Below are 20,467 nucleotides of genomic sequence, written 5' to 3' on the forward strand. Positions count from 1 at the left end.
AATTACTGCGCGGGGGGAGCTCTATTTCAAGGCTTCCCAGGACTTCTGGATGTCATCGGCCACGGCCTGGGCCGACTTGCCGCCCGAATAATCGACCATGCCTTTCCAGAAGCTGCCAGCACCCACAGCGCCGGGCATCAGGTCGGAACCGTCGAAGCGGAAGGTGGTCGCGCCCTGCAGGATCTCGCCTTGCTTGCGCAGGGCCTTGGTTTTGTACTTGGCCAGGTCGGCGCCCTTGTGCGGGGTCAGGAAGCCGCCTTCGGCCATCCAGATCTCGTGCGCTTGCGGGTGTTGCAGGTACTCCATGAAGGCCTTGGCGCCCTTGCTGTCCTTGGTGATCGTCAGGATCGTGCCGCCACCCAGGACCGGGTTGCCCAGCTTCTTGCCGGCGTAGGACGGGAAGTAGAAGAAGTCGGCGTCCTCGGCCTTGCCGTCGGGGAAGAAGGCCGGGATGAACGAGGCCTGGCGGTGCATGTAGCACTTGGGCGGCGAGCCGAACATGCCCTTGGGGCTGTCCTTGAAGCTCACCGTGGCCACGGCCTTGGCGCCGCCATCCACATACGCGTCATTGCGGGCGAACCAGCCATAGGCCTCGATCGCTTCGACCACGCGCTTGTCGTTGAACTTCATCTTGTTGCTGGTCCAGTCGTCGTAGACGGCAGGGGTCTGGGTGCGCAGCATCATGTCTTCGACCCAGTCGGTGGCGGGCCAGCCGGTGGCGGCGTCGCTGCCCAGGCCGATGCACCAGGGCTTGCCACCGTCGGCGGCGATCTTCTTGGTCAGGTCCTGCAGTTCTTCCATGGACTTGGGCACCTTGTAGCCCTTTTCCTTGAAGTTCTCCGGGATGTACCAGACCAGGCTCTTGACGTTGACGTTGTAGAAGAAGCCGTAGAACTCTTCCTTGCCCGCCTTGTTCTTGTAGGTGCCGAGGTCGGCCCACGAGCTGCCGGCGGCGTAGTTGGCCTTGACCCAGTCGCGGGCCTTGTTGCCCAGGGGCGTGAGGCCACCGACGGCGGCCATGTTGGCGGCCAGGCCGGGCTGCGGGAACACCGAGATGTTGGACGGCGAGCCGGCCTTGATGTCGATCACGATCTGCTGCTCGGAGCTTTGTGAGCACGAGTGCTTCACGGTGGCGCCGGTGGCCTTCTCGAAGTTGGCCACGACCTTCTTGAACATGCCCTCTTCGGCGCCGGTCCAGGGGCAGGTGACGGTGATGACTTCGCCCTTGAGGTCGGGCCCTTTGTAGTCTGCGGCCATCGCGGGAGCGACGGATGCGGCCAGCGCCAGGGTGGCGGCGCCGGCCATTGCGGTTTTCTTGAACATGTCTCTCTTGCTCCACAAAATGCGCCGCAGACCATCCACAGCGCAAAAACGGTGACAGGCCCGCAGGCCCGTGAAAGGGGTGGCCTACAGGGCTTTGCCGTCGGCGCCGAAGCGGTACAGGTGCTGCGCATCGAAGCCCAGCTCCACGCGCTCGCCCGGGTGCAGCTGCAGCGTGCCGTCCATGCGCGCGGTGATCTCGCCCAGCTCGCCGGCGTCCACATAGGCAAAGGTTTCGTTGCCCATCATTTCGGCGTGGCGCAGCGTGCCGTGCAGGCTGCCGCCGGCCACCACCTTGAGGTGTTCGGGGCGCAGGCCGACCGTGGTGGCGCCGTGCTGCCGGGCGAACTCGCCGCCCAGGAAGTTCATCTGCGGCGAACCGATGAAGCCCGCGACGAACAGCGAGGCCGGGTGGTTGTAGAGGTGCAGCGGCGCGCCCACCTGCTCGATGCGGCCCTTGTTGAGCACCACGATCTTGTCGGCCAGCGTCATCGCCTCCACCTGGTCGTGGGTCACGTAGATCATGGTCGCGCCGAGGCGGCGGTGCAGTGTGGCCAGCTCCACGCGCATCTTGGTGCGCAGGGAGGCGTCGAGGTTGGACAGCGGCTCGTCGAACAGGAACACCTTGGGGTTGCGCACGATGGCGCGGCCGATGGCCACGCGCTGGCGCTGGCCGCCCGACAGGGCCTTGGGCAGGCGCTGCAGGTACTCGGTGATCTGCAGGATCTCGGCCGCCTCGCGCACACGGCGGTCGATGTCCGCCTTGGGCACCTTGGCGATCTTCAGGCCGAAGGCCATGTTGTCGTAGACCGTCTTGTGCGGGTACAGCGCGTAGCTCTGGAACACCATGGCCACGCCGCGCTCGCTCGGCGGCAGCTCGTTGACCGTCTGGTCGGCGATGGCCAGCGTGCCGCCGGAGATGTCTTCCAGGCCGGCGATCATGCGCAGCAAGGTGGTCTTGCCGCAGCCCGACGGCCCCACGAAGACCACGAACTCGCCGGGCTCGATGTCCAGGTTCACGCCATGGATGACATGGATCTTGCCGTAGCTCTTCTGGATGTCACGCAGTCGCAGACTGGATTGGCTCATGTGCGGAATGCCTCAAGGAAAGACCAGGGGTGCTGGGCCGCCGCGTGAGATCGCATCAGATCGCTTCAGCCCGAATGACTGGATTTGAGCATCAATGCAAACGATTGCATGATCGGGTTTGCCCTAGGTTTCCGGCTTGTTCTGGGTACGTAACAGGACATCGCGGCGCGCGAAGCGCGGCGGAAACAGCTATTGACTTACCGGAGCGAAGTGTCCAGCCCAGAACGCGGCGGAACTGGCTCCGCCAGGCCGCACCGCGTTGCCCCCTTCAGGGGGTCGCGCGCAGCGCGGCGGGGGTGCTCTCACTCACCGGCTGCTTTCGCGCTCGATCAGCTGCGCCGGCAGGGTGATCGCGCGCTGGGGCAGCCCGGCGATCGACTCGAACAGCAGCTCCACCAGGGCCTTGCCGGCCGTTTCCGTGGGCTGCCGGATGGAGGTCAGCGAAGGGTGCACGTGCTCCGCGAGGGCGATGTCGTCGTAGCCCACGATCCGGATCTGGCCCGGCACATCGATGCCGCGTTCCTTGAGCGCGCCCATGAGGGAAATGGCGGTGACGTCGCTGCTGGCAAAGATCGAGTCGAACTGCAGGTCGCGAGCGAGCCATTCGTCGATGGTCTGGCGGATGCGCACGTCACCAAACAGGAACGACTGCAGCAGGCGTGGGTCTTCCTCGATGCCCGCCTCGGACAGCGCCCGCTGGTAACCCCGGTACCGCAGTCCGGCCTCGGGGTGCGTGGAGTCGCCAAAGAACGCGATGCGCCGGCAGCCGCGTTCGACCAGGTGGCGCGTGGCGAGGTAGCCACCCTGCTCGTTGTCGCCGCCCACGACGGGGTACATCGCGTCCGGGAGGCAGGCGCCCCAGACCGCCATGGGCATGCGCTGCGCGGCCAGCCGGTTGAGGTGGTCGTGCCAGGTCAGCTGACCGATCACGATCAGCCCGGCCACCTGGCCGCTCTCGACGAACGCGGGCAGCTGGTGCGGCTGGCCCTCCTTGAGGCGCGAGAGCAGCAGGCTCATGCCGCGCTCGTCCAGCGTGTCGGCGACGGTGCCGAGGATGCTGAGCAGGAACGGGTCCGAGATGGACTGCATGCTGTCGCCCAGGATGATCACGCCCACCGTGTGCACGTCCTTGCGCCGCAGGTTGGCCGCGCCGACGTTGACGCGGTAGTTGAGCGAACTGGCCAGCTCGGTGATGCGGTTGCGGGTGGCCTCCGGGATCAGCGGGCTGCCACTGAGCGCGCGCGACACGGTGGACGCGGACACGCCGGCCAGGCGTGCGATGTCGGCCATCTGCATGCGCCGGCGGCCCTGATCGGGGGGCGCGGGGCTGGTCGAAGGGTCTGAAAGGGCCGCAGGGGCCGGGGCAGCGCTGGCAGCGGGAGTCTTGCGAGGGGAGCGGGGCATCGGCACATTATTTCATTCCATAACGACCCGCACGTGAGGTCGGACATGGAGAGGGCCACAAGGGCGAAAAAAGGCCCGGGCACCTTGCGGAACCCGGGCCAAACTCTGATTGCCGAGAGGAAAAAGTGGGCTTGCCTTACGGCTCCGCCCACCGGGGAGTGACCGGGTGTGACCCCGATCAGAACGCGTAGTTGATGCGCACGCGGGCAGCGGTCTGGTTCTTGCTGCCCGAACCACCCTTGGCGAAGCTGAGGGCGGGGGTGATGGTGGCGCCCTTGACGCCCATCAGCGGCAGCGAGTAGGCGGCGTAGAACGTGTTGTTCTTGGCACCGTTGGCACCCTTGTCCAGGATCAGGCCAAAACCGGCCGGGCCGAACGTGCCGTTCAGGCCGACGGACTTGTCGTCTTCCATCTTGGCGAAGCTCAGGTTCATGCTGGCGTCCTTGCTCAGTGCATAACCCAGCGACACGCCGGCGCCGTTGGTGCTCTCGGTGCCGCCGACCACCTTGACCGATTCGACGCCCAAGCGCAAGGTCATCGGGCCGGAAGCGAAACTGACGGCCGGGCGCACGCCGCGTGCTTCACCCGCTTCCTTGCTGTAGACCAGGCCGACTTCGATGCGGGCCGGGCCGGCGTTGAAGCCAGGGGCGATGTGCACCGTGTCCTTGCCGAAACGGCCACGCAGCTTGTTGGCGTGGTAGCCGCCGTAGCCGCTGTTCTCGACCAGGACGTCTTTGCCCAGCGGGAACAGGTCCATGGCTTCGAAGCGGCCCATCTTCACGTCGCCGGCGGCATTGCCGAACTGGACCCACATGTCGTCGGTGGCGGTGTCGCCGTCTTTCTTGATCAGCAGGGAAGCGCGTGCGGCGACGAAGGCGTCGCCGTTGGTGGCCTTGGCGCCGACGTTGAATTCCACGCGGCCGCCCATGTTCAGGTCGCTGTCACGGGCGTTGGAGGCGTCCTTCACCTTGCTCTGGTAGGTGGTGTCGAGTTCCAGGTTGGCGTCCATGGCGACGTCGGCGTGGGCGGCCGCGGCAGAGGCGCAGAGGGCGGCGACGGCCGCGAGTTTGAAAACGTGTTGCATGAGGGGACTCCGGTGTAGATGTTGTGAATCGCTCTCCCCTGTACCGATGTTTCAACCCTTGGCGGAAGTGATCGTGCAGGAAAGCAGGGCAATTCGACCACCGGTGCAAACGTTTGCAGTGAGTGGAAACCCTGAAGAAGCAGGGCGTAACCAGTACGTAACCGCAGAAAAACAACGAAATTTGGGGGTGGGAAAACCCGTGTGGTGCAAAGGATTGCACTGTAATAAAAGTACGCCCGATTTGGGGTGCTGGGCGCCGGAGTCGTGCCGTCTGAAATGGCCCGCAGCACCGTCGCAGGGCGAAGCCAGCGCGGCGGCTGTGCGAGAATGACGGGTTCGTTGAACGCGTGCGGCTGTAGCTCAGTGGATAGAGTATTGGCCTCCGAAGCCAAGGGTCGTGGGTTCGATCCCCGCCAGCCGCACCAAAGTCAACAGCCTGCGTGTGCATTGCAGCCATGCAGCGCTCCATGAAGGCCCCGGCCGCCCCTGCGGGCCCGCCCCGGGCACCGTCTCACAGACCCCGTCTGTTGCCCTCTCCCCTCCCGCCGGATGACTTTCACGGATGACCCAGTTCAGTCTCGACTTTGATGCGCCCAGGCCCGAGGCGCCGCCGGTGGCCCCGTCCGTGGTGTCCAACGACGCGCTGACGCCGGAGCAGATGGCGCAGCGGCTGGCGCAGCACCCCGATTACCGCGTCCTGCGCCGCCTGCTGCCCCGCATGGACTTCGGGCCGGACCCCGGCGACGCGGTCGCCCGCCAGCGCGTGCTGGTGCTCGACACCGAAACCACCGGGCTCTCGCATCAGAGCGACAAGGTCATCGAGCTGGCCATGTTGCTGGTGCAGGTGGACGGCGCCACGGGCCTGCCGTTCGGGCCCGTCGAGGTGTTCGAAGGGTTCGAAGACCCGGGCATGCCGATCCCGAAGATCGCCCAGGAGGTCACGGGCATCAGCGACGACATGGTCCGGGGCCAACGGCTCGACGACGCCCAGGTCGCGGCCATGGTGGCCCGGGCCGACCTGATCGTGGCGCACAACGCCGGGTTCGACCGGCCGTTCGTGGAGGCCCGCTTTCCCTGTTTTGCCGACCGGGCCTGGGCCTGTTCGTTCGCGGACATTCACTGGGCCGCGGCCGGCGCGGGCTCGGCCAAGCTGAGCGCCCTGGCCCAGGACCGGGGCTGGTTCTACGACGCGCACCGCGCCCAGGTGGATTGCCATGCCCTGTTGCAGGTGCTGAGCCAGCCCGTCGGCAGCACGACCACCACCGGCCTGAGCCAGCTGATGGCCGCCGCCGCGTTGCCCAGTTACCGGTTGCGGGCCACCGGAGCACCCTTCGAGACGAAGGACAAGCTGAAGGCCCGGGGTTACCGGTGGGACGCCGAAGCCCGTGTCTGGGCCTGCACCCTGGCGAGCCGGGCGCTGCTCGACGCCGAGCTGGCGTGGCTGCAGGCCGAGGTCTATGGCCGGCGCCACGTGCGGCCCGAGGTGGAAGCGCTGGACAGCCGGGTTCGCTACTCGGCCAGGGCCGGGCGGCCCGTGGACGCGCTCGATCTCGCCGGCCGGGACCCGGCCGCGCTGGAGGCCCTGGAGCCGCGCCCGGAACCGTGAATGCCCGGCGGGTGACTGCGGGCGCGCGGCGCGGCGCGGGGCCTGCCGGTCAGGCGGCCGGTGCGTCGCCGAAGCGAAAGCTCGATGTGGTCAGGGTGCCGGAAAACGCGTCCTCGTGGTAGACGCAGGCGCCGGCCTCATCGTGGGCCGCGCCCACCGCCACCATCAGCGGGATCAGGTGGTCTTCGCGCGCGTGCGCGATGCGGGCCGAGGGCGCACGCTCCCACTGCGTGAGCAGCGCATCGCGTTCGGCCGGCGTGGACGCGGTGAGCGTGGTCTGCAGCCAGGCGTCGAACTGCTGCGAAGGCAGCGCGCCGCTGGCGTTGAACATCCGCAGGTTGTGGTAACTCAGGCCGCTGCCGATGATCAGCACGCCCTCATCGCGCAGCGGCGCCAGCAGGCGGCCCGCGGCGAGGTGGGCCGCCGGGTCGAAGTCCGCGCGCAGCGAGAGCTGCACCACCGGCAGGCGCGCCTCCGGGTAGGTCGCCTGCATCACCGAGAACGTGCCGTGGTCGAAGCCGCGCTCCGGGTCGAGGCCGGCCTCCACGCCGCCCGCATGCAGCAGCGCCTGCACGCGCTGCGCCAGCGCCGGTGAGCCGGGCGCGCGGTAGTGGATCTGGTAGGTGTGCGGGGGGAATCCGTAGTAGTCGTACAGCATGCCCGGCTGCGCGGCCGACGACACCATGAACTCAGGCGTTTCCCAGTGGGCGGTGACCACCAGCACGGCGCGCACCTGCTCGCCCACTTCGCGGGCCATGGCCTGCAGCGAGGCCTCGAGCTGGTCGTAGCGCGAGCCGTTCTGCTCGCGCATCCAGGGCCACGGGCCGCCGCCGTGGGAGACGTAGTAGGTGGGAAGACGGGACATGGTGCAGCTCCTGAAAGGTGTCAGATGGGGTCGTGGGGTCGCCCGTTCAAGGCGCCGGGCCCGCGCCTGCTCATTGGAGCACCACCGTGGCCCTCACGGGCTCACCCACTCTTCGTCGCTGCGCAACACGGCGCAGGCCCGCAGCGCCTCTGCTTCGGTGCGGTAGAGGCGCAGGCCGGGGCCGTCCTGCAGGTGGCCGGCGGTCCTGAGCAGGGTCTCCACCGGCAGCTTGATGCCCACCAGATGCAGGGTGATGCCCTGTTCGGCGAGTTGCGCCTGCACGCGGCCGAAGGCCTCCACGCCGGTGGCGTCGACCCAGTTGATCGGGTGGGCGATCAGCATCACGTGGCGCGTGTCGGGGTGGGCGGTGAGGTGTTCGGTCAGCTGGCGCTCGAAGGCGTTCGCGGTGGCGAAATCCAGCGCCGCGTCCATGCGCAGCGCGAACATGTGCGGCGCCAGGGGCGCCAGCTGCCAGAGGTGGCGGTCGCGCAGGCTGCCGTCGGCGTGCAGGCCCACCTCGATGATGCGCGGGTGCAGGCGCAGGTACAGGAAGTGCGAGAGCGACATCAGCACGCCCGCCAGGACCCCCCAGTAGAGCTTCGGCGAGGCCAGCACCGTGACCGCCAGCGTGGTGCCGGCGATCGACGCCTCGACCCGCGAGATCCGCCACAGCTTCACGAAGGCCCGCGGCTTGATCAGCCCCAGCACCGCGACCATCACGATCGCGGCCAGCACCGCCAGCGGCACGTGCGCCAGCAGCGGCGTCAGCAGCAGCACCGCGACCAGCACCACCACCACCGAAAACAGCGTGGCCCAGCCGGTGCGTGCCCCGGCGTAGAGGTTCAGGGCCGAGCGCGAGAACGACGAGCTGGTGGGAAACGCGCCGACCAGGGCCGACGACAGCTTGGCCAGGCCCTGGCCGATCAGGTCCTGGTCCTGGTCCCAGCGCTGGCCGCGCTGCGCGTTGTCCACCTTGGCGCTCGATGCGGTTTCCAGGAAGCTCACCAGCGTGATCACCAGCGTGGGCAGCAGCAGCTGGCCCAGCGTGTCCCAGCCCGGCCAGCCCGGCGCGTAGAACGCCGGCAAGCCCTGGGGCAGGGCGCCGATCACCGCACCGCCGTGGGCCTCAAAACCCGTCCCGGCGCTCAGGGCCGCCGAGCCGACCACCAGCAGCAGCACGCTGGGAAAGGCCGGCCGCCAGCGCCGCGCCAGCATCAGGGCCGCGAGCGACACCACGCCGAACGCCAGCGTGGGCAGGTGCACGGCGGGGTGCGAGAACAGCGTGGCCCAGCCCTGCCCGAAGCCCAGCAGGGCGGGCAGTTGCGAGCCGATGATCAGCAGCGCCGCGCCCTGGGTGAACGCCATCAGCACCGGCGAGTTCACCAGGTTGAGCAGCCAGCCAAAGCGCGCAAAGCCCAGCACGATCTGCAGCAAGCCTGTGAGCAGCGCCAGCCACACCGCCAGCTCGATCCAGCGCGCGCTGCCCGGCTCGGCCAGCCCGGTGAGCGAGGCGCTCACCAGCAGGCAGGTCAGCGCCGTGGGCCCGACCGAGAGCCGCACGGACGCGCTGAACAGCACCGCCACCAGCGCCGGCAGCATCGACGCGTAGATGCCCGTGACCAGCGGCATGCCCGCCAGCGCCGCGTAGGCCACCCCCTGCGGAATCACCATCAGCCCCACCGTCAACCCCGCCAGCGCCTCGCCACGCAACAACGCGGCGTCGGGCCGGGGCCAGTTCAGAAAGGGGACGAGGCGGTGCAGGCGGGACATGGGCAATTATTGGCGATGGCACAGAAGCGCCGGAGAAAGGCGAGCGAAGCGCAGCAGCACCGCCACCGGCGCGAAATGCCCCAACCCAGGATGCGGTGGAACTGGCTTCGCCAGGCCACTCGCATCGCCCCCTGGGGGGTGACGCGAAGCGGCGCGGGGGGAGCCTACCGTGCGGGCATGTCCTTGGCGCCATACCCCAGGCTCACCGTCGCGTCGGCCGGGATCGGCGGCATGGTCGCGTTCCAGGCCAGCCAGCGCTCGCGCATCGCGTCGAGCCGCTGCGGTTCGCGCTTCGCGAGGTTGGCGCGCTCGCGCGCATCGCTGGCGATGTTGAACAGGTACTCGTGGCCGTCGACCATCAGGTACTTCCAGTCGCCCTCGCGCAGCGCGCGCTGGCCGCGGTGGTTCATGCGCCAGTGCATGGGCCGCTCGAAGCGGTGCGACGGGTCGCGCAGCACCGCCGCCAGCGAAACGCCGTCCTGCGGGTAGTCAGGATGCGCGTGGCCGCCGCCGAGTTCGAGCATCGTGGCCGACCAGTCCATGGTCAGGCTGTGCTGGCCGCTCACAGAGCCGGCCGGAATCACCGCGGGCCAGTGCGCGATCCAGGGCACGCGGATGCCGCCCTCGGTCAGGTCCATCTTGCCGCCCACCAGCGGCCAGTTGTCGCTGAAACGCTCGCCGCCGTTGTCGCTGGTGAAGACGATCAGCGTGTTCTCCAGCAGGCCTTCTTCGCGCAGCGCGGAAGTGATCCAGCCGATGCCTTCGTCCATGTGGTGGATCATGCGGCGGTAGGCCTCGACGTTGCCGCCGTCCACGTGGAACAGGTTGGCCGCCACCTCGGGCGCCACGTGCGCGTCGTCGCGCGTTTCCCAGGGCCAGTGCGGTGCGGTGTAGTGCAGGCTCAGGAAGAAGGGCGTGCCGTCGCGCGCCTCGGCCGCGCGGGCCTTCACATGCTCGACCGCCTTGTTCGAAAACACGTCGGTGAGGTAGCCCACTTCCTTGTGCGTCTCGTCGTTGATGTACAGGTCGTGATCGCCGCTGGACGAGCAGTGGGTGAAGTAGTCCACGCCGCCGGCCATGATGCCGAAGAACTCCTCGTAGCCCGAACGCAGCGGGCCGAAGTGCGGCGGGTAACCCAGGTGCCACTTGCCGATCAGCGCGGTGCGGTAGCCGGCCTCTTTCAGCAGCGAGGGCAGGGTGGGCATCTCGGGCGGCAGGCCCAGCGTGGCGCTGCCTTTGCTGCGGCTGTTGATGGGTTCGTCCAGCGCGCCGCGCAGGCGGTACTGGTAGCGCATGGTGGCCATCGCAAAGCGCGTGGGCGAACACACCGGCGAGTTGCTGTAGCCCTCGGTGAGCTTCAGGCCGCCGGCGGCGAGTGCGTCGATGTTCGGCGACACGGCGCCGAAGCCCGCGGGCCGGCCGCCGTAGCAGCCCAGGTCGGCGTAGCCCAGGTCGTCGCTGACGATGTAGATGATGTTGGGGCGGGTCATGGGAGGCTGCTCACTCCACCTTCATGGCGGTTGCTTTGACGATCTTGGCGTAGCGCGTCGAGAGGTCGGTCAAGCGCTTCGTCGCGGCGGCGCCCGTGAGGCCCTCAAAGCGCATGTCCATAGAGGCCAGGCGTTCCTTCAGCGCAGGCGAGCTCACCACGTCGAGCACGGCCTTCTGCATCGCGGCCACCACCGGCTCGGGCGTGGCGCCCGGCACCATGCACAGCGTGATCACCTCGTTTTCCAGATCGGGGTAGCCCAGCTCGGCCACCGTCGGCACGTCCGGCAGCAGGCCGCTGCGCTGGCGGCTGGTGATGGCGATCGGCACCACCTTGCCCGACTTCACGTGCGGCAGCATGCCGGTGCTGGAGAGGATGCCGCCGTCCACCTCGCCCGACAGCAGCGCCAGCACGGCGGGCGTGTTGCCTTTGTACGGCACGTGGGTGATCTTGACGTTGGCCGCTTGTGAAAAGATGGCCACACCCAGGTGGCCCGGGCTGCCCGGCCCGCCCGAGCTGAAGTTCACCCCGCGCGACTTGCCAGCGCCGATCAGCTCCGGCATGGAGCGGATGCCCTTGGCCGCCGAGGTGCCGAGCAGCAGGCCGTTGGACGAAATCACCACCAGCGGCCGCAGCTCACCGGCCTTGTTCCCGAGCTTGAAGGGCATGTTGGGGAAGATGTGCGGGTTGACGGTGAAGGCGGTGTCGATGCCGAAGAACACGGTGTTGCCGTCGGCCGCGGCCCTGGCCACCTCGGCCGCACCGATGTTGCCGCCAGCGCCCGGTTTGTTTTCCACGATCACGCTCTGACCGCTGCTTTTCTGCAGCGCCTCGGCGACCGCGCGCGCGATGATGTCCGCCGGCCCGCCGGCCGGGAAGTTGTTGACGATGCGCACCGGCTTGCTCGGCCAGGCGGGTGCCTGCGCCAGCGCAGCGGTGCAGAAGGTGGCGGTCAGGGAAGCGGCGCCCAGGGCGAGCAGGGCATTGCGGCGGATCGGGTTCATGTGAAGTCTCTGCGAGGTGAAGAAGGGATCAGTCCAGCTGCACGCCGGTGGCCTTGATCGGGCCTTCCCAGCGCTTGAGGTCGGCGGCCTGTGCGGCGGCCAGTTCGGCGGACGTGGAGCCCACCGGCTCGTAGCCCTGCTCGATCAGCTTGGCCTTCAGCGCGGGCGTGCGCACGGCTTTGGCCACGGCGGCGCTCAGCATGTCGCGCACCTCGGGCTTGAGGCCGGCCGGGCCGTACATGCCGAACCAGGCCGTGGCCACCATGTCCACGCCCTGTTCCTGCAGCGTGGGCACCTCGGGCACCTGTGGGTCGCGTTTGCTGCCGGTCACGCCGATGATGCGCACCTTGCCCGCGCGGTGCAGCTCGGCGGTTTCGGTCACCACGTCGAACTTGTAGTCGATGTGGCCACCCAGCAGCGCCGTGTTGGCCGGGCCACCGCCCTGGAACGGCACATGGTTCAGCTCGGCGCCGGCCTTCTGGCCGAACATCACACCCATGAAATGCGGCAACGAACCCTGGCCGGGCGTGCCGTAGGTGCCTTTGCCCGGCTCGGCCTTGGCGCGCGCGATCATGTCCTTCACGTTCTTCACCGGCACCCCGGCGCCGGAGACCACGCTGAACTGGAAATTCGCCAGCAGGGAGATCGGCGTGAAATCGTTCACCGCGTCGTAGTCCAGCTTTTTGTAGACGTGCGGGAACAGCACCATGGGCCCGCTGGGCAGCAGCACCACGGTCTGGCCGTCGGCCGGTGCGCGCTTGACCAGGCCCAGTGCGATGCGGCCGGCCGCGCCGGGTTTGTTCTCCACGATCACCTGCGAGAAGTCGTTCTTCAGGCCTTCGGCCATCAGCCGGGCCAGCAGGTCGGCCGATCCGCCGGGCGGGAAGCCCACCACGATTTTCAGCGGCGGTTTGTCCTGTGCCAGGGCTGGCAGGGTGATGCAGGCCATGGCGGCCAGGGGCAGTGCACAGAGTGCGAGGGAACGTCGTTGCATGGTGGTCTCCTGATTGATGTGCATCAGACGGGTGTTTCCCCGCTGGAACCGGCCATGCTAGGCATTCACAATGAATTGCAGAAATCAATCGTTCCCGGTGTTTTCCCTGAGGCCCTGTCCCCGATGTCCGCCCACGACCGCATGACCGACCCGCAGGGGCAGAACGACCTGCTGCTCTACCGGCTCTACCGCATCCATGCCACTGCCGGCCCGCTGGTGGTGCGCATGTGCGAGCGCGACTACGGCATCACTCGGCGCGAGTGGCGCGTGTTGTCCTGCCTGGCCGATGTGGAGGGCGTGCTGAGTTCCGAGCTGGCCGAGCGGGCCTTGCTCGACCGCGCGCGCACCTCGCGCACGCTCACGCGCCTGGTCGAGAAAAAGCTGGTGCGGCGCGAGCCCAAACCCTCCGACCGGCGCGAGGTGCACGTGTTCCTGACCGACGAGGGGCGGCGGGTCTACGCCGAGGTGTTCCCGCGCATCGCGGTCATCCAGCGCGAGTTGCTGGCGCCTTTTTCAACCGAGCAACGCGAGCGCCTGAGCGAGCTGATGGACCTGCTGCTGGCCCAGGCGCGTGCGCTGAACACGGAGGGCGGTTTGCTGCCGCCCCTGGAAGACGCGGGCGACGACGCCTGAGCGCCGCGCCGGGCCGTTCCCAAGCCAGCTCGCACCGCAGCCCGAAGGGCGGAGGTACGCCATCCAGTGGATTCAGGGCGTGGCCTTCAAGGCGGCCTCGATCGCCGCCGTCAGCGCCGCGCTGCCCGGCTCCACCGCGCTCGGGAAGCTGCTCACCGTCTTGCCGTCGCGCGCGACCAGGTACTTGTGGAAGTTCCACTGCGGCCCGGCCTTCGTGGCCTGGAACAGCTGGGTGTAGAAGGCGTTGCGCTGCGGGCCGACCACGGCGGTTTTGCTGAACATCGGGAACTTCACGCCGTAGGTGTTGAAGCACAGGTCGGCGATGGCCTGGGCGTTGCCCGGCTCCTGCGACCCGAAGTCGTTGGCCGGGAAGCCGAGGATCACCAGGCCCCGTTGCGCGTACTTCGCGTGCAGCGCCTCCAGCCCCTCGTACTGGCGGGTGAAGCCGCAGTAGCTCGCCGTGTTCACCACCAGCAGCACCTTGCCCGCGTACTGGCACAGGTTCTGCGGCGCCTCGTCCTGCAGGCGGGCAAAACGGTGCGAAAGCAGGGCGGGGCAGGCGGTGGGTGTCTTGGTGGTCTGGGCCGCCGTGGTCAACGGCAGGAGCGCCGTGATCAGACCCGACAGGGCGATGGCGAAGAGGGTGCGTGGGCGGTTCATCGCGCCATTGTGGAGGTGTGGCGTCAACCCTGCGGAGGAAAGGGTGCCGCTTTCTGGAGCGGGGCGCAGCGCGGTCGGAGCAGGCGCTTTCCCGGCGCGAAATGACCTACCTCAGGATGCGGTGGAACCGGCTTCGCCGGGCCACTCGCATCGCCCCCTTGAGGGGGTCGCGCGCAGCGCGGCGGGGGTGTGTCTACCGCTCATGCACCAGGATCGCCGCGGCCAGGTCTTCCAGCGCCGTGCCGACCGACTTGAACACCGTGCGCTCGGTGTCGTTCTTGCGGCCGGTGGCCACGCCCTTGGACAGCGTGGTCAGCGTGCCGCGCACGTCTTCGGCGCGCAGCGCGCCGTGCTGCATGGGGATCAGCAGGTCGCCGCTTTTCTGCAGCGCCTCGTCGGTGTCGAGGAACAGGCGCGCGCCTTCGAAGCAGGCGTCGTCGGCCTCGCGCATCGCGGGCGTGAAGCTGCCGATCAGGTCGAGGTGCGAGCCCGGCGCGAGCCAGGCACCGCGCACCAGCGCCTCGGTCGAGAGCGTCGCGCAGCTCACGATGTCGGCCTCGCCGCAGGCCGCCGCGAGCTGGCTGGTGGCGCTGGCGTTGAAGCCCTGGCCGCGCAGCTGATCGGCCAGCGCCTGCGCCTCGCTCTCGCGCCGCGCCCAGACCGTCACGCGCTCGATGGGCCGCACCGTGCGGTGGGCCTCGGGCAGCAGCCGCGCCACGCGGCCCGCGCCCACCAGCAGCAGGTGGCTGGCGTTGGCCCGTGCCATGTACGAGGCCGCGAGCGCCGAGGCGGCCGCCGTGCGCCGCGCGGTGACCACGTCACCGTCCATCTGGGCCAGCGGTGCGCCGGTGCGCGCGTCGAACAGCATGTAGGTGGCGTGCAAGCCGGGCAGGCCACGCTTGGCGTTGCCGGGCGCGATGTTCACGATCTTCACGCCGTAGTACCGGCCGGCGATCCAGGCCGGCATGATCAGCGAGGTCATGCGCCGGGCGGCCGGGTCGCCGCCCGCCTCGCCGATGGGGCTGATGAGCTCGTGGACGTGGCGGGGAGGGACTTCGCAGCCGCCCGCGAAGCGCTCGCGCAGCGCGGGGATCAGTTGGTCAAAAGGCAGGGCGGCCAGGGTGGCATCGGCATCGAAGAAGTGCATCGCCTGATGGTAGCCGCCTGCCAGACCGCTCACGGTGTTGACGGCGTTGAATGTGTCAGTTTTACATGTCGTCGCAGCGCCCCCTCCCGACGCCATCAACCGGTGCAGCCCAGTGGCACCGCCGGGCCGGCTTTGCCGGACGGCCAGTGCCGTCCCCCTCCCGCCGAAGGCGAGAGAGGGGGGTGACGCGAAGCGGCGCGGGGGGTGTCTTTCTTCAGCTTCAGAAGCGGTAAACGTAGCCCAGCCGCGCGGCCGACACCCAGCGGCGGTCCACCAGGGGGCTGTCCTGGATGGCCGAGCCCAGCGCGGTGGCACTCAGGTCGAGAAACACCGACTGCTGTGGGGCCAGCCGGTGCAGCAGGCGCACGCCGATCTCGGTGCTCACGGCGGCTTTTCCAGCGTAGGCATCGCGTCCGGTGCGCGCCTCTGAAGCGTTCACGCCGAAGTGGTAGTCCACGTGCTTCCGGTCCTGCCAGACCAGGCCCAGGCGAGGCACGATACCCACCGGCCCCAGGTGTTTCAAGGTTTCGGCGACCACCTTCAGCTGCTGCCCTTTGCTGTGGCCCGACGCGTCGGCCAGCCACTCGCCCGAGAGCTGCCCGATGCCGTTGCGCCACTCGCCCTTCGCACCCAGCCAGACGCTGTTCTTGCGCTCGCCCATGCCCGCCAGAAAGGCCGAGTCCCTCGCCTTGTAGCCGGTGTCGGCGTAGCGCAGGCGCAGGGCGAGGTTGCTGCTCTCGGCGTCGTGCAGCTTGAGGTCGATCACCGGGCCGAAGACCCGGACCCACGGGTTGTCAAACTGCAGCGCCGGCAGCACGCGCAGCTCGCTGCCCACCCCCCGGTAGGGCGACACCTCGGCGCTCAGCAGCAGCCCGGCGCCCCAGGTGGCGGTGGGGGCTTCGGGGGCTGCGGACGCTGGGGCGGTGCTTTGCGCACAGGCGCCCACGGCGGCAAGGCTCAGGGCCATGGACAGGGCACAGCGGGGCAGGGCGGAGATGGGCATGGCGGGCGGCGGTTCAAGTGGCGAAGCGCCGATGCTACGACGGCTGCCGCCACCCCACCGCGGCCACCACCACCCAGAACCCGAGGCGCAGGGCCAGCGCGCCCACCGTGCGCATCTCGAACGCACCGCCGCCCAGCACATGCACCCCGAAAGCCGCGGCCACCAGCGCGGTGCCCAGCGCCAGCGCCGTCGCGAGCCACAGGCCCCAGCGCGCACCGCGCCACAGGCCCCACCCGGCCGCCACGTAGGCGAAGCCCGCGAGGAAGTTGAACCACAGCACGTAGCCCACCGTGTGGCCCAGGGCCGCGCGGGTGGCCGCGTCGCCGAACAGGCCCTGCCAGCCGCTGAACACCGTGAGCGCGCCGAACACCACGGCGATGCCGGCCAGCGTTGTCATGAGACGGGACGTTGTCATGGAAGCTCCTTCGCTCAAAGGGTTGTGGGGGTGATGGTGTCGTCCAGCGCGCGGCCTTCGCCGGCTTCTTCCACCGTCTGGCCATCGCGGATGTGGTAGATCCGCTTGAAGGTCGGGATGATCTTTTCGTCGTGCGTCACCACGATGATCGCGGTCTGCGCCTGTTGCGCCATCTGGTTCAGGATGCGCATCACCGCCAGCGCGCGTTCGCTGTCCAGCGGCGCGGTGGGTTCGTCGGCCAGGATCACCGGCGGCTTGTTCGCCAGCGCCCGCGCAATCGACACGCGCTGCTGCTCGCCGCCCGAGAGCTGTGAAGGCTCGGCCTTCGCACGGTGCAACACGTCCAGCGCGGTCAGCAACTCCATCGCCCGCTCGCGCGCACCCGCGTTGGGTGTGCCCGCCAGCATCGGCAGCAGCGCCACGTTGTCGGTCACGTCCAGGAAGGGAATGAGGTAGGGCGCCTGGAACACGAAGCCGATGCGGTCGCGCCGCAGTTCGCGCAGGTCTTTCACCTTCCAGCCGTTGTCGTAGATCACTTCGTTGCCCAGCGTCATGCGGCCGCTGGTGGGTTCGATGATGGCGCCCAGGCATTTAAGCAGCGTGCTCTTGCCCGAGCCCGAAGGCCCGACCAGGCCCACCACCTCGCCGGGGGCCACCTGCATGTTCACGTGTTTCAGCGCTTCCACGGCCGTGTCGCCACTGCCATAGACCTTGCGCAGGCCTTCGATCAGGATGCCGCCCTGGGTGTTGGTGTTCATGGGGGTCATCCGATCGCTGCGCCCGGGTCGACCTTGAGCGCCACACGGATCGCCAGCGTGCTCGCCAGCGCGCACATCAGCAGCGTGGCCACCAGGCCGGCCACCGCGTCGCCCGGCAGCAGCAGCACGTATTTCGGGAACGCCGGCCCCCACACCGTGGCCGCCACCTTGCCCACCGCAAAGCCGATCAGGCCCAGGCCCAGCGCCTGCTGCAGGATCATGCCGGCGATGGTGCGGTCGCGCGTGCCGATGAGCTTCAAGACCGCGATCTCGCGCAGCTTGCCCATGGTCATGGTGTAGATGATGAAGGCCACGATGGCCGCGCTGACGATGGCGAGGATCACGAGGAACATGCCGATCTGCTTCGCCGAATTCGCGATCAGTTTCACCACCAGGATGTCTTCCATGCCGTCGCGCGTGTACACGCTCAGGTGCTTCCAGCGCCGTATCGGTTCGGCCACCTGTTCGGGTGTGAAGCCCGGCGCGATCTGCACCAGCACCGCGTTCACATTGCGGCTGCTGGTCTGCAGGGCCTGCACCGCCTCCAGCAGGCCGGGGCTGCCCGGGCGGTTGAAGGCCGGGTTGGCGGCGGTGCGCGCGCGGTCGTTGACGATGGCGTCGTTGTCTTTCAGGAACTGCGTTTCCTGCGCGTCCTTCATCGGCACGAACAGCATCGGGTCGCCGCCCGACGACACCATGCGCCGCGTCAGCCCGACCACCGTGTAGTGATGGCGGCGGATGCGCACCGTGTCGCCCAGCGCAAAGCCGGTTTTCACATCGGCCACCGCTTCGTAATGGTTGCGTGTGATGTGCCGGCCCGCCACCAGGTAACCCGGCGCGCCGGGCATGCCCGGCTCCATGCCCACCACCATCACGCGCTGGTCCTGCCCGCCCTTCTGCACCTGCATGGTGAGGTAGGCCACGTTGGCCGCCGCGGCCACGCCCGGCATGCCGCGCACGCTGCGCACCACGTCGTCCTTGATGCTCGACGATTCGGCGTAAGGCCCCTGCGTGTCTTTCTGCACCACCCACAGGTCGGCGCGGCTGTTGGCCAGCAGCGCGTGCGCGTCGTCCACCATGCCCCGGTACACGCCCGCCATGGTCAGCGTCACGCCGATCAAGAGCCCCAGGCCCAGCCCGGTCAGCACGTACTTGCTCCAGCCGTGCAGGATGTCGCGACCTGCGAGGCTGATCACTTCGCGCCTCCCGCGGGCACCAGTTGCTCCACCACCGCGATGCGCGCGCCGGGTTTCAGCGCGGTCTGGCTGTACAGCACCACCGTGTCGCCTTCATCCAGGCCGCCGAGGGCCTGCACCGTGCCGTCCAGCCCTTGCACGCCCAGCGTCACCGGCGCGAATTCCAGCGTGCCGTCCTTCAGCCGCCACACGCCGGTCTGGCCTTCGTGCTGCACCACCGCCGCGTTCGGCAGCAGCAGGCTCTGTGCCGTGGCCGGCAACTGCAGCGTCACCTCGGCCATTTCGCCCACGGAAGCGCCCAACGAAGCGCCCGCGGGCAGCGCGTCAAACGCCACCATCGCCAGCCGCTCCTCGGTCACGCTGTCGGCCAGCGGCTCCACGCGCGCCACCTGGCCGGCCAGCGTTTCGCCCGGGCGCGAGCGCAGCGTGATGCGCGCCATCAGCCCCGGTGCCAGCCCGGCGGACCGGCCCTGGTCCACCCGCAGCTTCACCCACAGGCTGGCCGGGTCCATCAGCCGCAGCACCGCCTGGCCCGCCACCACCGTGGTGCCGGCCTCGGCCTCGCGCGCGGTCACCACCGCGGCGGCGGGCGCCACCAGCTTGAGGTTGCCACGCTGCTGCGCCAGCGCCGCGCGTTCGGCGCGCAGGCGGGTGATGTCTTGCGCGCTGCCGCCCAGGTTGGCCTGCGCCGCCGCCACGCCCGCGTTGGCCGAAGCCACCTCTTGCGAGCGCGCCTCCAGCGCCCCGGCGCTGATGAAGTTCTGCCGCGCCAGGTCTTCATTGCGCTTCAGGTTCGCCGCCGCCAGCGCGCGCCGCGCCTGCGCATCGGCCACCTGCGCGCCCGACGCCTGCTGCGCGCTCTGCGCGCGGGCGAGCGAGGCGTCCAGTGCCGCCAAGCGCTGGTCCAGGTCCACCGGGTCCATCTCGGCCAGCGCCTGGCCCGGCAACACCGCCTGGCCCACGTCCACCTTCACGCCCAGCACGCGCCCGGCCACCGTCGGCCCGACCATCCAGCTGCGCTGCGCCTCCACCTGGCCAATGCCGAAGATGGCCGGGCTCACGCTGCCTTTTTTCACCTCGACCACCTGCACCTTGATGGGCGCCAGCGGCCCGGTGCGCAGCGCCACAAAAGCCAGCGCCGCCACCAGCGCGAGCGCCAGGCCACCCAGCAGCAGCCGGCGCGAGGTTTGAGGGTTCATCTTCATGCGGGGCTCTCCTGGGTGCGCCGGGCCCGGGTGGGCGGCGCGGTGATCGCTTGTTGAAAAAGCTCGAACACGGCGGGCGCCAGCGCGCGCATCGCGCCCACCTGGCCGCTCAGCAGCGACTGCATCACCAGCCCCTGCACCGAACCGATGAACAGCACGGCGGCGGCCTTCAGGTCGGTGTCCGGCGCCAGCTGCTCTGCGGTCTGTGCGCGCTCCAGCAGACCGGCCAGCAGCGCGCGGTAGGCCTGCATCAGCCCGCGCACGCGCGCCTTGAGCGGCGTGTCCTCGGGGTGCTGCAGCTCCTGAAAAATCACCCGCGGCACGCCCGGCTGCTCCACCACGAAATCCACGTGCGCCATGAACACGCCGCGCAGCGCCGCCAGCGGCAAGGTCTGCGCGGTGGCCGCCGCGTGCAGGCGGGCCAGCAGGTCCTGGTGCGCGAAGTCGATCACCGCGAGCCAGATCGCTTCCTTGCTCTCGAAGTGCCGGAACACCGCGCCCTGCGTGATGCCCACCGCTTTCGCCAGGTCGGCCGTGGTCACGCTGGCCGGGCTGCGCTCGGCGGCCAGTGCCAGGGCTGCGGCCACCAGGGCGGTCTGTCGTGTTTCAGTGGGTTGTTTGTGGGGCATGGTGACAAATGTAATTGAGCAATTACTTATATTCAAGCCCGACCCCAGCATCGGACCTTTCGCAGGTGCCTGTCCAGGCACGATGGCGCCGGTGCGCGGGAGACCCTCAACGGCGCGCCGCGTCCGCAAGCCAGCCCCCTCCATGCCAGCCCGACCCCTCAATTTCTGGCGTTTCGTGACGAAATGGATGGGATAC

The 20,467-nt window shown here is 69.0% G+C and carries 19 protein-coding genes and 1 tRNA gene; 3 read left to right on the forward strand and 17 right to left on the reverse strand.

Annotated features, from left to right (window positions below; translation table 11 throughout):
• Positions 1-21 precede the first annotated feature (21 nt).
• The 4 genes from IM738_RS23220 to IM738_RS23240 all read right to left on the reverse strand — a co-directional run bounded on the left by IM738_RS23220 (position 22) and on the right by IM738_RS23240 (position 4,897).
• Positions 22-1,323, reverse strand: coding sequence for an ABC transporter substrate-binding protein (locus IM738_RS23220; protein ID WP_236963382.1), 1,302 nt, complete (start codon positions 1,321-1,323; stop codon positions 22-24).
• Between the two features lie 84 nt (positions 1,324-1,407).
• Positions 1,408-2,409, reverse strand: coding sequence for an ABC transporter ATP-binding protein (locus IM738_RS23230; RefSeq protein ID WP_272907717.1), 1,002 nt, complete (start codon positions 2,407-2,409; stop codon positions 1,408-1,410).
• Positions 2,410-2,715: 306 nt separating this feature from the next.
• Positions 2,716-3,813: a LacI family DNA-binding transcriptional regulator gene (locus tag IM738_RS23235; RefSeq protein WP_236963383.1), complete on the reverse strand. Its 1,098-nt coding sequence runs from the start codon at positions 3,811-3,813 to the stop codon at positions 2,716-2,718.
• A gap of 178 nt (positions 3,814-3,991) precedes the next feature.
• Positions 3,992-4,897 (reverse strand): carbohydrate porin, encoded by a 906-nt coding sequence (locus tag IM738_RS23240; RefSeq protein ID WP_236963384.1) that lies wholly within the window; start codon positions 4,895-4,897, stop codon positions 3,992-3,994.
• A 349-nt stretch (positions 4,898-5,246) separates the two neighbouring features.
• Between IM738_RS23240 and IM738_RS23245 the strand changes: the two genes are divergently transcribed.
• Together IM738_RS23245 and IM738_RS23250 are read left to right on the forward strand one after the other, a co-directional pair.
• Positions 5,247-5,322 (forward strand) — tRNA-Arg (locus IM738_RS23245).
• 137 nt (positions 5,323-5,459) lie between these two features.
• A complete protein-coding gene (locus IM738_RS23250; protein ID WP_236963385.1) occupies positions 5,460-6,503 on the forward strand; it encodes a 3'-5' exonuclease in 1,044 nt (347 codons plus the stop codon).
• 49 nt (positions 6,504-6,552) lie between these two features.
• Here the strand turns inward: IM738_RS23250 and IM738_RS23255 are convergent, their stop codons facing one another.
• The 5 genes from IM738_RS23255 to IM738_RS23275 form a co-directional block, all read right to left on the reverse strand.
• Positions 6,553-7,368: a DODA-type extradiol aromatic ring-opening family dioxygenase gene (locus IM738_RS23255; RefSeq protein ID WP_236963386.1), complete on the reverse strand. Its 816-nt coding sequence runs from the start codon at positions 7,366-7,368 to the stop codon at positions 6,553-6,555.
• Between the two features lie 93 nt (positions 7,369-7,461).
• On the reverse strand, positions 7,462-9,138 hold the full coding sequence (locus IM738_RS23260; RefSeq protein WP_236963387.1) for a SulP family inorganic anion transporter: 1,677 nt from the start codon (positions 9,136-9,138) through the stop codon (positions 7,462-7,464).
• Between the two features lie 164 nt (positions 9,139-9,302).
• Positions 9,303-10,628, reverse strand: a complete 1,326-nt coding sequence (locus tag IM738_RS23265) for a sulfatase family protein (protein ID WP_236963388.1) — start codon at positions 10,626-10,628, stop codon at positions 9,303-9,305.
• 10 nt (positions 10,629-10,638) lie between these two features.
• Positions 10,639-11,631 carry a Bug family tripartite tricarboxylate transporter substrate binding protein gene (locus IM738_RS23270; RefSeq protein WP_236963389.1) on the reverse strand — a complete coding sequence of 331 codons (993 nt, stop codon included), beginning with the start codon at positions 11,629-11,631 and terminating at the stop codon, positions 10,639-10,641.
• Between the two features lie 28 nt (positions 11,632-11,659).
• Entirely contained in the window at positions 11,660-12,625 is a 966-nt protein-coding gene (locus IM738_RS23275; protein WP_236963390.1) for a Bug family tripartite tricarboxylate transporter substrate binding protein, read from the reverse strand.
• A gap of 123 nt (positions 12,626-12,748) precedes the next feature.
• Between IM738_RS23275 and IM738_RS23280 the strand changes: the two genes are divergently transcribed.
• Positions 12,749-13,258 (forward strand): MarR family winged helix-turn-helix transcriptional regulator, encoded by a 510-nt coding sequence (locus IM738_RS23280; protein ID WP_272907718.1) that lies wholly within the window; start codon positions 12,749-12,751, stop codon positions 13,256-13,258.
• A 72-nt stretch (positions 13,259-13,330) separates the two neighbouring features.
• Here the strand turns inward: IM738_RS23280 and IM738_RS23285 are convergent, their stop codons facing one another.
• The 8 genes from IM738_RS23285 to IM738_RS23320 all read right to left on the reverse strand — a co-directional run bounded on the left by IM738_RS23285 (position 13,331) and on the right by IM738_RS23320 (position 20,271).
• Positions 13,331-13,918, reverse strand: coding sequence for a glutathione peroxidase (locus IM738_RS23285; protein ID WP_236963391.1), 588 nt, complete (start codon positions 13,916-13,918; stop codon positions 13,331-13,333).
• Positions 13,919-14,111: 193 nt separating this feature from the next.
• Positions 14,112-15,065, reverse strand: a complete 954-nt coding sequence (locus tag IM738_RS23290; protein ID WP_236963392.1) for an ornithine cyclodeaminase family protein — start codon at positions 15,063-15,065, stop codon at positions 14,112-14,114.
• Positions 15,066-15,285: 220 nt separating this feature from the next.
• On the reverse strand, positions 15,286-16,068 hold the full coding sequence (locus IM738_RS23295; RefSeq protein ID WP_236963393.1) for a MipA/OmpV family protein: 783 nt from the start codon (positions 16,066-16,068) through the stop codon (positions 15,286-15,288).
• 34 nt (positions 16,069-16,102) lie between these two features.
• Positions 16,103-16,483, reverse strand: coding sequence for a hypothetical protein (locus tag IM738_RS23300; protein WP_236963394.1), 381 nt, complete (start codon positions 16,481-16,483; stop codon positions 16,103-16,105).
• Between the two features lie 14 nt (positions 16,484-16,497).
• The gene (locus IM738_RS23305; RefSeq protein WP_236963395.1) at positions 16,498-17,250 is read right to left on the reverse strand and encodes an ABC transporter ATP-binding protein; all 753 of its coding nucleotides are present in this window, start codon (positions 17,248-17,250) and stop codon (positions 16,498-16,500) included.
• Positions 17,247-18,437 (reverse strand): ABC transporter permease, encoded by a 1,191-nt coding sequence (locus IM738_RS23310; protein ID WP_236963396.1) that lies wholly within the window; start codon positions 18,435-18,437, stop codon positions 17,247-17,249. The genes IM738_RS23305 and IM738_RS23310 overlap by 4 nt, the downstream gene beginning before the upstream one ends.
• The gene (locus IM738_RS23315) at positions 18,434-19,642 is read right to left on the reverse strand and encodes an efflux RND transporter periplasmic adaptor subunit (protein WP_236963397.1); all 1,209 of its coding nucleotides are present in this window, start codon (positions 19,640-19,642) and stop codon (positions 18,434-18,436) included. Before IM738_RS23315 ends, IM738_RS23310 begins: the two co-directional genes overlap by 4 nt.
• Complete coding sequence (locus IM738_RS23320; RefSeq protein WP_236963398.1) at positions 19,639-20,271, reverse strand: TetR/AcrR family transcriptional regulator; 633 nt, start codon at positions 20,269-20,271, stop codon at positions 19,639-19,641. Before IM738_RS23320 ends, IM738_RS23315 begins: the two co-directional genes overlap by 4 nt.
• Positions 20,272-20,467 lie beyond the last annotated feature (196 nt).

The sequence above is a fragment of the Hydrogenophaga sp. SL48 genome, assembly GCF_021729865.1.
Lineage (GTDB): Bacteria > Pseudomonadota > Gammaproteobacteria > Burkholderiales > Burkholderiaceae_C > Hydrogenophaga.

Excerpts from the sequence above, each read along its gene's own strand:
- IM738_RS23275 (WP_236963390.1), bottom strand. The coding sequence starts at position 12,625 with ATGCAACGACGTTCCCTCGCACTCTGTGCACTGCCCCTGGCCGCCATG.
- IM738_RS23250 (WP_236963385.1), top strand. The coding sequence starts at position 5,460 with ATGACCCAGTTCAGTCTCGACTTTGATGCGCCCAGGCCCGAGGCGCCG.
- IM738_RS23240 (WP_236963384.1), bottom strand. The coding sequence starts at position 4,897 with ATGCAACACGTTTTCAAACTCGCGGCCGTCGCCGCCCTCTGCGCCTCT.
- IM738_RS23295 (WP_236963393.1), bottom strand. The coding sequence starts at position 16,068 with ATGCCCATCTCCGCCCTGCCCCGCTGTGCCCTGTCCATGGCCCTGAGC.
- IM738_RS23300 (WP_236963394.1), bottom strand. The coding sequence starts at position 16,483 with ATGACAACGTCCCGTCTCATGACAACGCTGGCCGGCATCGCCGTGGTG.
- IM738_RS23255 (WP_236963386.1), bottom strand. The coding sequence starts at position 7,368 with ATGTCCCGTCTTCCCACCTACTACGTCTCCCACGGCGGCGGCCCGTGG.
- IM738_RS23290 (WP_236963392.1), bottom strand. The coding sequence starts at position 15,065 with ATGCACTTCTTCGATGCCGATGCCACCCTGGCCGCCCTGCCTTTTGAC.
- IM738_RS23235 (WP_236963383.1), bottom strand. The coding sequence starts at position 3,813 with ATGCCCCGCTCCCCTCGCAAGACTCCCGCTGCCAGCGCTGCCCCGGCC.
- IM738_RS23230 (WP_272907717.1), bottom strand. The coding sequence starts at position 2,409 with ATGAGCCAATCCAGTCTGCGACTGCGTGACATCCAGAAGAGCTACGGC.
- IM738_RS23280 (WP_272907718.1), top strand. The coding sequence starts at position 12,749 with ATGTCCGCCCACGACCGCATGACCGACCCGCAGGGGCAGAACGACCTG.
- IM738_RS23265 (WP_236963388.1), bottom strand. The coding sequence starts at position 10,628 with ATGACCCGCCCCAACATCATCTACATCGTCAGCGACGACCTGGGCTAC.
- IM738_RS23270 (WP_236963389.1), bottom strand. The coding sequence starts at position 11,631 with ATGAACCCGATCCGCCGCAATGCCCTGCTCGCCCTGGGCGCCGCTTCC.
- IM738_RS23320 (WP_236963398.1), bottom strand. The coding sequence starts at position 20,271 with ATGCCCCACAAACAACCCACTGAAACACGACAGACCGCCCTGGTGGCC.
- IM738_RS23315 (WP_236963397.1), bottom strand. The coding sequence starts at position 19,642 with ATGAAGATGAACCCTCAAACCTCGCGCCGGCTGCTGCTGGGTGGCCTG.
- IM738_RS23285 (WP_236963391.1), bottom strand. The coding sequence starts at position 13,918 with ATGAACCGCCCACGCACCCTCTTCGCCATCGCCCTGTCGGGTCTGATC.
- IM738_RS23305 (WP_236963395.1), bottom strand. The coding sequence starts at position 17,250 with ATGACCCCCATGAACACCAACACCCAGGGCGGCATCCTGATCGAAGGC.
- IM738_RS23220 (WP_236963382.1), bottom strand. The coding sequence starts at position 1,323 with ATGTTCAAGAAAACCGCAATGGCCGGCGCCGCCACCCTGGCGCTGGCC.
- IM738_RS23260 (WP_236963387.1), bottom strand. The coding sequence starts at position 9,138 with ATGTCCCGCCTGCACCGCCTCGTCCCCTTTCTGAACTGGCCCCGGCCC.